5 protein-coding genes are annotated in these 15,106 nt (G+C 73.6%); 2 read left to right on the top strand and 3 right to left on the bottom strand.

The genetic code is table 11. From position 1 onward, the window contains the following. Positions 1 to 240: 240 nt before the first annotated feature. Positions 241 to 5,169 (top strand): NAD-glutamate dehydrogenase, encoded by a 4,929-nt coding sequence (locus tag ACFZAU_RS23515; RefSeq protein ID WP_500553795.1) that lies wholly within the window; start codon positions 241 to 243, stop codon positions 5,167 to 5,169. A gap of 73 nt (positions 5,170 to 5,242) precedes the next feature. Here the strand turns inward: ACFZAU_RS23515 and ACFZAU_RS23510 are convergent, their stop codons facing one another. The 3 genes from ACFZAU_RS23510 to ACFZAU_RS23500 form a co-directional block, all read right to left on the bottom strand. Further along, positions 5,243 to 6,766, bottom strand: a complete 1,524-nt coding sequence (locus ACFZAU_RS23510) for a hypothetical protein (protein ID WP_500553794.1) — start codon at positions 6,764 to 6,766, stop codon at positions 5,243 to 5,245. 99 nt (positions 6,767 to 6,865) lie between these two features. Then, positions 6,866 to 9,151 carry a bifunctional glycosyltransferase/CDP-glycerol:glycerophosphate glycerophosphotransferase gene (locus ACFZAU_RS23505; RefSeq protein ID WP_500553793.1) on the bottom strand — a complete coding sequence of 762 codons (2,286 nt, stop codon included), beginning with the start codon at positions 9,149 to 9,151 and terminating at the stop codon, positions 6,866 to 6,868. Positions 9,152 to 9,168: 17 nt separating this feature from the next. Continuing rightward, a complete protein-coding gene (locus ACFZAU_RS23500) occupies positions 9,169 to 12,858 on the bottom strand; it encodes a bifunctional glycosyltransferase/CDP-glycerol:glycerophosphate glycerophosphotransferase (protein ID WP_500553792.1) in 3,690 nt (1,229 codons plus the stop codon). Positions 12,859 to 12,994: 136 nt separating this feature from the next. Here ACFZAU_RS23500 and ACFZAU_RS23495 point away from each other — a divergent pair, with 136 nt between their 5' ends. Further along, entirely contained in the window at positions 12,995 to 15,094 is a 2,100-nt protein-coding gene (locus ACFZAU_RS23495; protein ID WP_500553791.1) for a bifunctional glycosyltransferase/CDP-glycerol:glycerophosphate glycerophosphotransferase, read from the top strand. Positions 15,095 to 15,106: the final 12 nt, after the last annotated feature.

Below are 15,106 nucleotides of genomic sequence, written 5' to 3'. Positions count from 1 at the left end.
GTGCCGTCCCGCGCACCGGTCGTGTGAACGTCCCGGAACATCCCCGCGACGTTCCCCTCCTCAACCTGCACCCGCCCGGCCGGACTGTCCAGTTCGTCAAAGATTGGTTCGTGGTTTTGTACACAAAGAGCCCCTGACAGCCCCCCCGGCCGTAGCGATAGCCTTACAGCGTGATCAGCGCTGATCCACCGATCTCCATCACCTACGTCACGCAATGGCGCGCGACAGGAGCATGAGGACATGCAGACCAAGCTGGACGAAGCAAAGGCCGAGCTGCTCGCACGGGCGGCCCGGGTAGCTGAGAACAGCCCGGCGGGGGGACAACCTGGCCAGGGCCTCGAGAAGGAGGCGCTGGAAGCGTTCCTCCAGCGCTACTACCTGCACAGCGCCCCCGAGGACCTGCTCGACCGCGACCCGGTGGACGTCTTCGGCGCCGCCGTGTCCCACCACCGCCTCGCCGAGGTGCGCCCGCAGGGGACGGCCAACGTCCGCGTGCACACCCCCTCGGTGGAGGAGAACGGGTGGACGTGCAGCCACACGGTCGTCGAGGTGGTCACCGACGACATGCCGTTCCTGGTCGACTCCGTCACCAACGAACTGTCCCGGCAGGACCGCGCGATCCACGTCGTCGTCCACCCGCAGATGCTGGTGCGCCGGGACGTGACCGGGAAGCTGCTGGAGGTGCTGGACGCCGTGCCCGGCGACGGCGCCGGAGTGCCGCACGACGTGCTGACCGAGTCCTGGATCCACGTCGAGACCGACCGCGAGACCGACCGCGAGGACCTCAAGCAGATCACCGCGGACCTGCGCCGGGTGCTGTCCGACGTCCGCGAGACCGTCGAGGACTGGCAGAAGATGCGCGACGCCGCGCTGCGCATCGCCGACGAGCTGGCCGCGACCCCGCCCGCGCTCCCCGAGCAGGAGGTCGGCGAGGCCTGGGAGCTGCTGCGCTGGCTGTCCGAGGACCACTTCACCTTCCTCGGCTACCGCGAGTACGCGCTGACCACGGAGACCACCCCGGAGGGCGAGGAGGACGTGCTCACCGCCGTCCCCGGCACCGGGCTCGGCATCCTGCGCTCCGACCCGCAGCACCGCGTGGAGGAGTCCGAGAGCGGCCAGGCGGTCTCGCCGTCCTTCAACCGGCTGCCCGCGGACGCCCGCAAGAAGGCCCGCGAGCACAAGCTGCTGATCCTCACCAAGGCCAACAGCCGTGCCACCGTGCACCGTCCGTCCTACCTCGACTACATCGGGGTGAAGAAGTTCGACGCCGACGGCAACGTCGTCGGCGAGCGCCGCTTCCTCGGCCTGTTCTCCTCGGCCGCCTACACCGAGTCCGTGCGCCGCGTGCCGGTGATCCGCCGCAAGGTGCAGGAGGTGCTGGACGGCGCGGGCTTCTCCCCGGACAGCCACGACGGGCGCGACCTGCTGCAGATCCTGGAGACGTACCCGCGCGACGAGCTGTTCCAGACCGGTCCCGACGAGCTGCGCGAGATCGTCACCAGCGTGCTCTACCTCCAGGAGCGCCGCCGGCTGCGGCTGTTCCTGCGCCAGGACGAGTACGGCCGGTACTTCTCGGCGCTGGTCTACCTGCCCCGCGACCGGTACACCACGGGCGTGCGGCTGCGGCTGACCGACATCCTCAAGGAGGAGCTGAACGGCGTCACGGCCGACTTCACCGCCTGGAACACCGAGTCGGTGCTCTCGCGGCTGCACTTCGTGGTCCGTGTCGCGTCCGGCACCGCGCTGCCGCAGCTGACGGAACGCGACATCGAGCGGATCGAGAACCGGCTCGCGGACGCCGCCCGCTCGTGGGCGGACGGCTTCGCCGAGGCGCTGACCTCCGAGTGCGGCGAGGAGCGCGCGGCCGAGCTGACCCGCCGCTACGCGCACGCCTTCCCCGACGGCTACCGCGCCGACTTCACGCCCCGCGCGGCCGTCGCGGACCTGCAGCACCTGGAGCGGCTCAACGGCGAGGACTTCTGCCTCAGCCTGTACGAGCCGGTCGGCGCCGCACCCGACGAGCGCCGCTTCAAGATCTACCGCACCGGTGCCCCCGTCTCGCTGTCCGCGGTGCTGCCGGTGCTGCAGCGCCTGGGCGTCGAGGTCATCGACGAGCGCCCGTACGAGATGCGCCGCGCCGACGGCACCCGCGCCTGGATCTACGACTTCGGGCTGCGCATCGACCCCTCGCTGGGCGACCTCGGCGACGACGCCCGTGAGCGCTTCCAGGACGCCTTCACCGCGACCTGGACCGGGCAGGCCGAGAACGACGGCTTCAACTCCCTGGTGCTGCGCGCCGGGCTGTCCTGGCGCCAGGCGATGGTGCTGCGGGCGTACGCCAAGTACCTGCGGCAGGCCGGCACGGCCTTCTCGCAGGACTACATGGAGGACACCCTCCGCAACAACGTCCACACCACCAGGCTGCTGGTCAACCTGTTCCAGGCCCGGCTCTCCCCGGACCACCAGCGGGCCGGCAGCGAGCTGACCGACGCCCTGCTGGAGGAGGTGGACGCCGCCCTGGAGCAGGTCGCCAGCCTGGACGAGGACCGCATCCTGCGCTCCTTCCTGACGCTCATCAAGGCGACGCTGCGCACCAACTACTTCCAGCGCGCCGGCGGCGGCAAGCCGCACGCCTACGTGTCGATGAAGTTCGACCCGCAGGCGATCCCGGACCTGCCCGCGCCGCGCCCGGCGTACGAGATCTGGGTGTACTCGCCGCGCGTGGAGGGCGTGCACCTGCGCTTCGGCAAGGTCGCCCGCGGCGGCCTGCGCTGGTCCGACCGGCGCGAGGACTTCCGCACCGAGGTCCTCGGCCTGGTCAAGGCGCAGATGGTGAAGAACACCGTCATTGTGCCGGTCGGCGCCAAGGGCGGCTTCGTCGCCAAGCAGCTGCCGGACCCGGCCGCCGACCGCGAGGCGTGGCTGGCCGAGGGCATCACCTCCTACAAGACCTTCATCTCGGGTCTGCTCGACGTCACCGACAACCTGGTCGGCGGCAAGGTCGTGCCGCCCGCCGACGTGGTGCGCCACGACGGCGACGACACCTACCTGGTGGTCGCGGCCGACAAGGGCACCGCGTCCTTCTCCGACATCGCCAACGAGGTCGCCACCTCGTACGGGTTCTGGCTCGGCGACGCCTTCGCCTCCGGCGGCTCGGTCGGCTACGACCACAAGAGGATGGGCATCACCGCCCGCGGCGCCTGGGAGTCGGTCAAGCGGCACTTCCGCGAGACGGGCCACGACACGCAGAGCGAGGACTTCACCGTCGTCGGCGTCGGCGACATGTCCGGTGACGTCTTCGGCAACGGCATGCTGCTCAGCGAGCACATCCGGCTGGTCGCGGCCTTCGACCACCGGCACATCTTCATCGACCCCGACCCGGACGCGGCGACCTCGTACGCGGAGCGCCGCCGGATGTTCGAGCTGCCGCGTTCCTCGTGGGCGGAGTACGACACCAAGCTGATCTCGCACGGCGGCGGGATCTTCCCGCGCAGCGCCAAGGCGATCACGCTCACCCCGCAGATTCGCAAGGCGCTCGGCATCGAGCAGCCGGTGGCGAAGATGACCCCGGCCGACCTGATGAAGGCGATCCTCAAGGCCCCGGTGGACCTGCTGTGGAACGGCGGCATCGGCACCTACGTGAAGGCCGCCACCGAGTCGCACCTGGACGTCGGCGACAAGGCCAACGACGCGATCCGGGTGGACGGCGGCGACCTGCGGGTGAAGGTCGTCGGTGAGGGCGGCAACCTGGGCCTGACCCAGCTCGGCCGGATCGAGTTCGCGCAGACCGGCGGCCGGGTCAACACCGACGCCATCGACAACAGCGCGGGTGTGGACGCCTCCGACCACGAGGTCAACATCAAGATCCTGGTCAACGCGGTCGTCACCGAGGGCGACATGACGGTCAAGCAGCGCAACGCGCTACTGGCCGAGATGACCGACGAGGTCGGCGACCTGGTGCTGCGCAACAACTACGCGCAGAACGTGGCGCTGGCCAACGGCATGGCGCAGTCCGCCAGCCTGCTCCACGCCCACCAGCGCTACCTGCGCAAGCTGGTGCGCGACGGCAAGCTGGACCGGGCCCTGGAGTTCCTGCCCTCCGACCGGCAGATCCGCGAGCGGCTGAGCGCCGGCCACGGGCTGACCCAGCCGGAGCTGGCCGTCCTCCTCGCCTACACGAAGATCACGGTGGCGGAGGAACTGCTCGGCACGGGCCTGCCCGACGACCCATACCTGCGGCAGCTGCTCGACGCGTACTTCCCGAAGGCGCTGCACGAGCGGTTCCACGCGCAGATCGACAAGCACGCGCTGCGGCGCGAGATCGTCACGACGGTGCTGGTCAACGACACCGTCAACACCGGCGGCACCACCTTCCTGCACCGCTTCAAGGAGGAGACCGGGGCCACCACCGAGGAGATCGTTCGGGCGCACACCGCGGCCCGCGCCATCTTCGGCCTGGGCGGCGTCTGGGACGAGGTGGAGGCGCTGGACACGGTCGTCGCGGCCGACGTCCAGACCCGGATCCGGCTGCACTCGCGGCGGCTGGTCGAGCGGGGCACCCGCTGGCTGCTGAACAACCGGCCGCAGCCGCTGGCGATCGCCGAGACGATCGGTTTCTTCCGCGAGGGCGTCGCCACCGTGTGGGCGGTGCTGCCGAAGCTGCTGCGCGGCGCGGACCTGGAGTGGTACCAGTCGATCCACGACGAACTGACGGGCGCGGGCGTGCCGGACGAGCTGGCGACGCGGGTCGCCGGGCTCTCCTCGGCCTTCCCGACGCTCGACATCGTCGACGTCGCCGACCGGACCGGCAAGGACCCGCTGGCGGTCGCCGAGGTCTACTACGACCTCGCCGACCGGCTGCAGATCACGCAGCTGCTCGACCGGATCATCGAGCTGCCGCGCGCCGACCGCTGGCACTCCATGGCCCGCGCGTCGATCCGCGAGGACCTGTTCGCGGCGCACGCGGCGCTCACCCAGGACGTGCTGTCCGTCGGCAACGGCTCCTCCACCCCGGAGCAGCGCTACCAGGCGTGGGAGGAGTCCAACAGCGCGCTGATCGGGCGGGCCAGGACGACCCTGGACGAGATCCAGGGCTCGGAGAGCTTCGACCTGGCGAACCTGTCGGTGGCGATGCGCACGATCCGCTCGCTGCTGCGGGCCCGCCGCTGACGCGTACGACCGCGGCAGGACGACGGCAGGGGCCGGGGAGCGGTGCTCCCCGGCCCCTGCCGCGTGGAAGGGATCAGCCGACCCGGTACAGCCGCTCGCCGGTGCGCGGGCCCCGGGCGACCTCGACGCCGCCCGGCGGTGCCGGGTCGCCGGAGCCGGTCATCACCCACTTCACGTGGTAGCGACGGGCGATGTCCAGGCGCTGCTCCGCGGGCGTCGAGGGGGACAGGTAGGCGCGTACGTCCTGCTCGCGGCGGGCGCGGTCGGCCGCCGTGGTCGACGGGTCGGGCCAGGCGGGTGAGACGAGGAACGCGCCGTAGGCGGGCATGACGTGCTTGGGGTCGTACCCGTCGGTCAGCAGCACGTCCCCGACGGCGACGTGCTCCTGCGCCCACAGGTAGCCGGGCCAGGTGCCCAGCCGCTGCAGGTGCAGCGCGGGCGGCACGTAGCGGGCCGGGACGACGGCGCCCGCCTGCGCCAGCAGTCCCGCGCAGGCCGCCACCGCCGCCAGCGGCGCCAGCACGGAGCGCAGCGGGGTCCACGGCGGGGCCTCGGCGAGTTCGATCGCCAGCGCGAGCTGCAGCGGCACCAGCAGCAGCCCGAAGATCCGCCCGAAGGAGTAGGAGCCGCTGAGCCAGCCGTACGCGGCGACGGCGCAGTCGGCGGCGAACATCAGCACCAGCGGGTCGAAGCGGTTGACCCGCAGCCGGCACAGCAGGGCCGGCAACCCGGCCAGGGCCAGGCCGTACCACTGCCACAGGTCGGCGTACAGCCGCCGGTGGACGTCGTCGACGGTGGGGTCGCCGAGCAGCGAGGAGAGGCTGAAGTACGGCCACCAGGCGGCGACCGCGAAGGCGACCGCGCCGGTCAGCGCCCACCGGCCGAGGACCCCGGCGGCGACGGGCATGCGCTGCATGCCGATGACGATGGCGACCACGCCGATGACGGTGCCCATCGCCGTGAAGGGGTGGACCAGCAGCACGGTCCCGATGAGCAGTCCGAGCCAGGCGTGCAGCCAGGTCCCCGCGACGCCGCGGCGGGCGGCCCGCGCGGTGAGCGCCCACACCCAGAACGTCACGCCCACGGCGAAGGCACTGGGGTAGGTGAGCCCGCGGATCATCGACTGCAGGCCGAGGAAGCCGCTCCACTCCTTGTGCTCCGGCCCCCACAGCAGCACGAACGCGGCGAGCGCCAGCACCGGCGCCCAGCGGCGGCGGCTCAGGGTGCGGGTGAAGGCGCCGATGCCGGTGACGACCAGCGCCAGGTTGACCGGGCCGCACCCCTTGAGCAGTTGCCAGCCCGGTACGCCGGTCAGCTTCGACAGCAGGCCCAGCAGCACGGTGTACGGGGTGAAGTAGGGGCTGCCGGTGCCCGGCACGTCGAGCAGCGGGTTGGCCGGGTGCCGCCAGTCCGCGGCGATCCGCTCGATCGCGGCGGCGTGCTGCCCGAAGTCGGAGGCGATCGGCGCCTGCCAGGTGCGGTAGGCCACGACCGCCCAGAAGAGGGTGCCGAGGATCAGGTACGGGGAGGGCCGGCGCACCTCCCGCAGCTCGTACGTCTGGATCCGCCAGTCCCGCTGGGTCAGCACGCCGGTCACCGCAGCCCTCCCGGCCCTCGTCGGCTCGTCACCTCGTCCTCTCGATGCTTGATCGTGACGGGCGCCGCTGCATCCCGGCGGGGCCCGTACGGGGCGCGGTCAGGGCCGTGCGGCGGCCTCCTGCGGACCCGAGCGCGGCTCCTCCAGCGGGCCGGCGCCGGCCGGGACTCCGGGCGCGGGTGCGGGGGTGCGCTCCTCCAGGGGCACGAAGGGCAGTGGATCGCTCTCGCCGAGGAAGACCCGCCGTACGACGCGCTCGGCGGCCCGGCCGTCGTCGAAGGCGCAGAAGCGGCGGCGGAACGCGGCCCGCAGCCGGGCCGCCTCCGGGCTGTTCCAGGCGCCGTCCCGGAAGGTCGCGATCAGTTCGTCGTCGCTGGTGGAGACCGCGCCGGGGGTCTCGCCCGGGGCGCCGGAGAGCAGGTCGAAGTAGACGCCGCGGCTGGCCCGGTAGACCGGCCAGTCGTCGGCGTGGACGACGATGGGGCGGTCGAGGAGCGCGTAGTCGAACATGATCGACGAGTAGTCGGTGACGAGGGCGTCGGCGGCCAGGCACAGCTGCTCGACCGAGGGGTGCCGGGACACGTCGACCAGCAGCCCCTCCTCGTGCAGCGCCTTCAGCCGGGCGTCCTCGCCGTGGAAGTAGTGGATGCGGGTCAGCAGGACGAAGTCCTCGCCGAGGGCGCGGCACACCCGCTCCACGTCCAGCCGCGGCACGAAGTTGCGCTGGTAGTCGCGAATGGTGGGCGCGTACAGGAGCGCGGTGCGGCCGGGGGCGATGCCCAGGGCGGCGCGGGCGCGGGCGACCTCGGCGGCGCCCGCGGTCAGGAAGACGTCGTTGCGCGGGTAGCCGGTCTCCAGGTGCTGCCAGGAGGAGGGGTAGACGCGTTCCCACACCTCGCTGGAGTGCGGGTTGGAGGACAGGCTGTAGTCCCAGCGGTCGACCCGCTCCAGCAGCCGGCGGAAGCTCATGCCCTTGGCGGAGGCCGGGTAGCGCTGCTGGTCGATGCCCATCTTCTTCAGCGGGGTGCCGTGGTGGGTCTGCAGGTGGACGCTGCCGGGCCGCTTGCGCACGTCGTTGGGGAAGTTGACGTTGCTGATCAGGTACGTGGCCCGGGCCATCAGCCGCCAGTAGCGCCGGGTGCGCGGTACGACGTAGTCCACGCCCTTGGGCACCCGGGGCACGTCGGACTTGCGGACCAGCCACACCCCGTGGACGCCCGGGGCGATCTCCCGCGCCTTGTGGTAGATCGCGGCCGGGTTGCAGAACACCCCGCGGTCCCAGTACGCCGAGTACACCGCGAGGCCGGGGTCGAGGGGCCGCCGCAGGTGGTAGGCGTACAGCGCGGTCTTGGCCCGCTGCGCGAGCTGCCGGCGCACCCGCCGCCTGCGCCGCGTCAGCTCCTTGCGGACCTCGCGCGGCACGTCGCCCAACCGGGCCAGCAGCCAGCTGCCGCGGGCCAGCCGCCGGTAGCCGAGGGCCTTGTCCGCGGGGGCGGTGAAGCCCTCCGGGAGGTGCCGGGCGTACCAGCGGGCCGCGAGCCGGAAGAACGCGCCGCGCAGCCGCGGCGGGATGCGGTCGGGGTTGCCGAGGCAGAACAGGAAGTGGCTGACGGCCCGTTCGAAGAGCATCGGCCGCAGCGGCGCGAGGTGCTCGCGGCCGGGCGCGTCGAGGAACGCGAAGAGCCGGGTGTACTGGTCGAGGATGACGAAGTGGTTGCGGCCCGGGCTGCGGGTGCTGGCGCCGCTGCGCCGCTGCCGGTACTCCAGCACCGCCCGGGCCAGGCAGGAGATCCGCTCGGCGCTGAGCATCGTCACGTAGGAGACGAGGGCGTCCTCGTAGATGCCGTCGCTGAAGGAGAAGCCGTGCTCCCGGTAGAAGGCGCGGCGGTAGACCCGGTTGGAGGTCATCGCGAACAGCCGCAGGAACTCGGGGCGTTCGGTGATCCGGAAGACCTCGGTGCCGGCGGAGGCGAGCAGGTCCCCGAAGACGCTCTTCTCGGCCGCCTCCCACCAGTAGGTGCGCACGTGGTCGAAGTAGAGGATGTCCGGGTCGCCGTCCTGCTTCAGCCGCTCGGCGACCGCCTCCAGGGAGCCGGGGGCGAGGGTGTCGTCCCCGTCGAGGAAGAGCAGGTAGTCGCCGGTGGCCCGCTCCGCGCCGGTGTTGCGGGCCCGTCCCACGCCCCGGTTCTCGTCGTGGTGCAGCGCGACGACCCGGGAGTCGCGGGCCGCGTACTCGTCGAGGATGCGGCCGCAGTGGTCCGGCGAGCGGTCGTCGACCGCGATGACCTCGAGGTCGGGCAGTGACTGCGACAGCACCGAGTCGAGGCAGGCGCGCAGGTAGCCCTGCACCTTGTGGACCGGGACGATGACGGAGAAGCGGGGCATGTGGATCCTGGGTTCCCTCAGGGTCGGTGACGGTCGGGTTCGAGCAGCCGGTCGACGGCGCGGGCCGCCGCGCCGCCGTCGTCGAGGTGGCAGAACGTCGCGCGGAAGTGGGCGTACGCGTCGGCGCTGTGCCGTGCCACGGCGTCGAGGTCGCGCAGCGCGCCCGCCAGTTCGGCGGTGGACTGCAGCAGCGGGCCGGGGGCCTGGGCCTCGAAGTCGGGGTAGAAGCCGCGCAGGGTGTCGCGGAAGTGCTCCAGGTCGGGGACGAGGAAGAGCATCGGGCGGCCGGTGTTGGCGAAGTCGGCCGCCGGTGACGCGTAGTCGGTGACCAGGACGTCGGCGAGCAGCAGCAGTTCCGCGACGTCCGGGTGGCAGGACACGTCGCGCACGAACCCGGAGCGCGGGGTGCGGACGCGGTCGGCGACCAGCGGGTGGGAGCGGTAGAGCAGCACGTGGTCGGCGCCCAGGGCGCGTTCGGCCTCCGCCAGGTCCAGGTACGGCGACATGCGGTAGTGCTCGCCGTCGTACGCCTGGTCGTCGCGGCGCGTCGGCGCGTACAGCACGACGGTGCGGTCCGCGGGGATCCGCAGCCGGTCGCGCAGCGCGGCGGCGACCTTGTCGCGGTCGTCGGCGAAGAGGACGTCCGTGCGGGGCAGCCCGGTCTCGGCGACCGGGCCGTCGTAGCCGAGCGCGGTGCGCAGCAGCGGGGTGCTGGGGACGTTCGGCGACAGCAGCAGGCTCCACTGGGCGCCTGGGTCGCGTGGCGGGCGGGGCAGGTGCACCAGGTCGGCGCACAGGGTGCCGGCGAGGTCCCGGCCGGTCCGCTTGAGGGGGGTGCCGTGCCAGGTCTGCAGCACGGTCTGGTCGGGGCGGCGCACGAACCACGGCGGCAGGTGCGTGTTGGTGACGACGTAACGGGCGCGGGCGAGCGCCTCGTACCAGGCGGCGCTGTGCAGGACGACCGGGCGGGCGGTCGCCGGCGGCGGTGCCTGGCCGTCCCTGACCACCCACAGGTGTTCCAGGCCGTCCGCCGCGCGGCGGCGCAGCAGCTCCTCGTGGACGGCGCGCGGGGAGTCCCCGTACGCCCGCCCGTCGAAGGCGCTGTAGAGCACCGCCTCGCGGCGCGGCAGGCCGCGGGTGCGCGGGTGGTGCCTCTCGCGCAGCACCCGCTGCCGGTACGGGCCGCGCTGCGGCTCCGGCACCGTGGGCCGGGAGTCGAGGAACAGCCGGTCGTGGAAGCGCCGGTCGACGGAGAAGGACTTGCCGCCGGCCTCCGCCGCCATCGGCAGCGCCTCGAACACCCCCGGCGCGACCCGCACCGGGGCTTCCGTGCCGGCCCCGTCGCGCAGGTGCAGGTACCAGCGCCCGGCGGGCAGCGGGACGGTGCCGGCGAGGGAGTCCAGCACGCCGGGGCGCAGGGTGGCGGTGAAGCGGCGCCCTTCGTGCGGGCCGGGCCCCGCGGCGTCCTCCGGGGCCTGCGGCAGCGCCGGGATGGCGCTGGACGGCGGAGGGAATCCGGGCCGCCGCCCCGGGACGCCGTCGGCCTGGACCGGGACGGCGTGCTCCACGCGGTGGGTGCCGTGGCGCAGCACCAGTTCGGCCGGGCCGGGCGCGGAACCGGGGGCGAGTCGGCCCGCCACGACCAGGGCGCCCTCGGCGGTCCAGCCGATCGCGTCGGCCACCGGCTGCGGGGTGCGGTCGCGCAGCACCAGTTTCCCCGACGCCTTCGCCTCGACCAGCAGCCGCCGCGGTGTGCCGCCGAGACGGGGGTCGGTGCCCAGGTCGTAGTGCCCGGCGGGCAGCGCTCCGTCGAGGTGGACGGGGTCGGCGTGCCCGGGGCGCAGCAGCGCCACGTCCCAGCTGTCGGTGTCCTCGGGGCGGATCTCCTTGGGCCCGGCGTCCAGCGCGGGCCGGGCGGCCGCCAGGGCGGCGAGGGGCACGAGGGCCCGGCGGACGCCGTCGTCCGCCTCCCCGGAGGCCAGGGGCCGCAGCGGGTACTCCAGCACGGTGGGTGTCGCGGAGTGCGTCAGCCGTACCGCCGTCGCCTGCGGTGCGCCGGTGAAGTCCAGCTCCACCGCGGCGCCGTCGGCGGTCGCCCGGTGCGCGGTCAGCCGCCGTACCTCCGGCTCCACCGACAGGTGCAGCCGTCCCTGCCGGTAGTACGGCACCAGCCGCAGGCCGCCGCCGGCCGCGTACGACGGCGGGGACGCGCCCGAGCCGCTGTCCGCGGCCCGCAGGCCCGCCGTGCGGATGACGCCCTTCGCGGCGACGACCACCCCGAGCCGCCAGCGGCCGGTCCCCGGTTCGCCCTGGCGGCGGCCGCCGGCCAGCCGCGCCGGGTCGATCGTGATCTCGAAGCCGGACCAGTCGTAGCAGTGTTCCTCCTGGCGCGAGTTGAGGGTCGCGGCGGGCTCCTGCCGGATCCTGACCGGCAGCAGCACCACCTTGGCCCGGCGGCCGTGGCCGTGGACGGCGACGGCGGTGATGTGGGCCGCGCCCTTGCGGTCCGCGTCGATGTTGCGCAGGTAGGCGTAGCCGCGCAGGACGAGCCGGCCGTTCTCCCGCACCACCTCGCGCACCCGCGCCCGGACCGGGAAGTCCGAGCGCCGCAGCCGGGCCGCCGCGGCCGGCAGGGCGATCCGGCCGCCGTCCGCGCCGCGCAGCACCGCCCGCTTGCGCAGCGGCGGGCCGGCGACGGCGAAGCCGGCGGAGTTGCGCTGCTCGTGGTCGAGCACCGCCAGCAGGTCGTCGAGGCGGTCCTTGAGGATGAGGTGCCACTTGATGCGCAGCGCGGCGGGCAGTTCGGGGAAGAGTGCGGGGTCGACCCGGGTCAGCCAGTCGCGGCAGCGGTCCATGAAGACGCGCCTGTACTCGGGGCCGGCCATCGGCAGGGCGTCGATGAAGTACAGCAGGTCGTCGGTGAGGACCGAGCGGTCGTAGGCCCGCTTGAAGGCTGTCCAGCGGGTGCGGGCCGGGTCGCCGAGGAAGCGGCTGACGTGGTCGACGGCGGCGATCCGGTCGCGCACGCCCCTGACGTCGGTGCGGCGCCGGGTGATGGAGCCCTCGCGGATCCGCCAGTAGTAGACGTGCTCGTGGGCCACGTCGACGGCGTCGGCGAGGAAGTGCGCGGGGATGGTGAGCGGGGTGTCCTCGTAGAGCACGCCCTCGGGGAAGGCGAGCCGGTGCCGCTCCCAGAAGGTGCGGCGGAAGACCTTGTTCCAGGCGACCCGGTCCGAGAGCAGGCTCAGGTCGCGGGTGATGTGGGTGCCGGTGACGGTGCGGGTCATCTCCCGGTGCTGCCAGGCCTGGCTGCGGCCGTCGGCGGTCAGCCGCCACACGTTGCCGGTCGCGAGGTCCGAGCCCGAACCGTCCAGCAGGCCCACCAGCGTTTCGTAGGCGCGCGGCGGCAGGATGTCGTCGCTGTCGAGGAAGCACAGGTACTCGGTGCGCGGGTCGGCGTGCCGGGTGCCGGTGTTGCGGGCGTGGCCGAGTCCGCCGTTGTCCTGCCGGACGAGGCGGAAGCGCGGGTCGCGGTCGGCGAAGCCCTGGGCGATCTCCGGACCGGAGTCGGTGGAGCCGTCGTCGACCATGACGACGTCGAGCGCGTCGAAGGTCTGCGCGGCCACCGACCGCAGGCACTCCTCCAGCCAGCTCTCGACGTTGTGGACCGGAACGACGACCGTGAGGCGGGGCGTGCGCGACACCATGGTGACGTGGCCCTTTCCGGACGAGGGCGACAGGGGGCGAGGGGTTCAACTCGCGACCGCCTCCTCGGTCACCTCGCCTGCGCCTTTCGGGTGATCCACCGGGCGCCGGGGGCCGCCGCTGCTTACGCTCGGCGCTATGCCTCGGTTCAGCGTGATCGTCCCGGTGTGGAAGGCCCAGGGCTACGTCCGTGCGTGCCTGGAGTCGGTGCTCGGGCAGCGGTACGCGGACCTGGAGCTGATCGCCGTCGACGACTGCTCGCCCGACGGGTCGGCCGCCGTCGTCGAGGAGGTCGCCGCCGCCGACCCGAGGGTGCTCCCGCTGCGGCGGCCGCGCAACGGCGGCGCGGGCCCGGCCCGGGACGCCGGCGCGGCCCGCGCCAGCGGCGACTACCTGCTCTTCCTCGACGCCGACGACCTCCTCGCGCCCGGCGCCCTGGCCGCCCTGGACGCACGGCTGCGGGCCACCGGCGACCCGGAGGTGCTGCTCTTCGACCACGACCGGCTCGACGTGTGGGAGCACCGCGCGGAGAGCGGTGACGGCCCCTTCCTGCAGGCCGCCGCCCTCGCCGGGCACGCCGTCTTCCGGGCCACCGAGCGCCCCGAGTGCCTGACGGTCTTCCCCGCCGCCTGGAACCGGGTGGTGCGGCGCGACTACTGGGCCGGCTTCGGGTTCGGCACCGGGCCGTACGAGGACGTGCCGGTGGTGTACGAGACGCTGCTCGCCGCCCCGCGCATCGCCTGCCTGGACCGGGTCTGCGTCACCTGGCGCAGGCGCCGCCACGGCAGCTTCTCCAGCACGCCGGGCCCGCAGCACCTGGCGCTGGCCGACCGGTACGACGCCCTGCTGGCCCGGCACGACCTGCCGGTGCTGCGCGCCGAGCGGGACCGGCGGCTGACGGCCGTCCTGGACGATCCCGGGCGGCTGCGCCCGCAGGACCGCGCCGCCTTCTTCCGCCGTGCCGGGCTGCCCGGCAGCTTCGCAGCGCACCGCGCGGCGGAGTTGCGCGCCGACGCGGCCCGGCGGCTGCGGGTCCGCCGCAACGCCGCGGCCCGCGAGGTGTACCGCCGCTGGTACGCCCTGGAGCGCCGCCGCCCGCTCGACGACGACCTGGTGGTGTACGCGGCGTACTGGAACCGGGGGGTGCTGTGCAGCCCCGCCGCGATCCACCGCAAGGCCCGGGAGATCGCCCCGCACCTGCACGGGGTGTGGGTGGTCCGGCGCGGCGCCCGGGACGCCGTCCCCGAGGGCGTCGACCGGGTGGAGGTGAACTCCCGCCGCTACTGGGAGCTGCTGGCCCGCGCCCGCTTCCTGGTGAACAACGCCAACTTCACCGGGGAGGTCGTCAAGCGCCCCGGCCAGGTCTACCTGCAGACCCACCACGGCACCCCGCTCAAGCACATGGGCATGGACCTGCGCGCCCACCCGGCGGTGGCCAAGGGCATGAGCTTCCGCCGGCTGCTGGACCACGCCGACCAGTGGGACTACTCCCTGTCCGCCAACCCCCACTCCAGCGAGGTGTGGGAGCGGGTCTACCCCGGCAGCTACCTGACGCTGCCCACCGGATACCCCCGCAACGACGCCTACTTCACGGCCGGCGCCGACGACGTGCGCCGGATCCGGGCCCGGCTGGGCGTCCCGGACGGCGTCAGGGCCATCCTGTACGCCCCCACGCACCGCGACTACCAGCGGGAGTTCGTCCCGCAGCTCGACCTTGCCCGGCTGTGCCGGGCGCTGGGCCGGGAGTACCTGGTGCTGGTCCGCGCGCACTACTTCCACCCGGGGGCCGGGCCGGCGGCGCTGCCGGAGGGGGCGCTGGACGTCTCCGCGCACACCCCGCTGGAGGAGCTGTGCCTGGCCTCCGACGCCCTGCTCACCGACTACTCGTCGCTGATGTTCGACTACGCGGGCCTGGACCGCCCGATCGTGGTGCACGCCGCCGACTGGGAGGTCTACCGGGCCGCCCGCGGGGTCTACTTCGACCTGGTCTCGGGGCGCCCCGGCGACACCCCGGGCGTCGTCGCCCGCGACGAGGCCGGCATCGCCACCGCCTTCCGCTCGGGCGCCTGGTCCTCGCCGGAGGCCGCCGAGCTGCGGGCGGCCTTCCGGGCCCGTTTCTGCCCCTGGGACGACGGCCGCGCCGCCGAACGGGTCGTGCGCCGCGTGCTGCTGGGCGAACGCGAGCTGCTGCCCGTCCTCAAGCCGGACGAGCGCACCCCGGCGCCGCCGCCGGTGTGAGCCCGCGGCGGC

Source organism: Streptomyces sp. NPDC008238 (assembly GCF_042956445.1).
GTDB lineage: Bacteria > Actinomycetota > Actinomycetes > Streptomycetales > Streptomycetaceae > Actinacidiphila.
The sequence above is the reverse complement of the archived record's forward strand: the minus strand, read 5'-3'. Positions and strand labels throughout refer to the sequence as shown.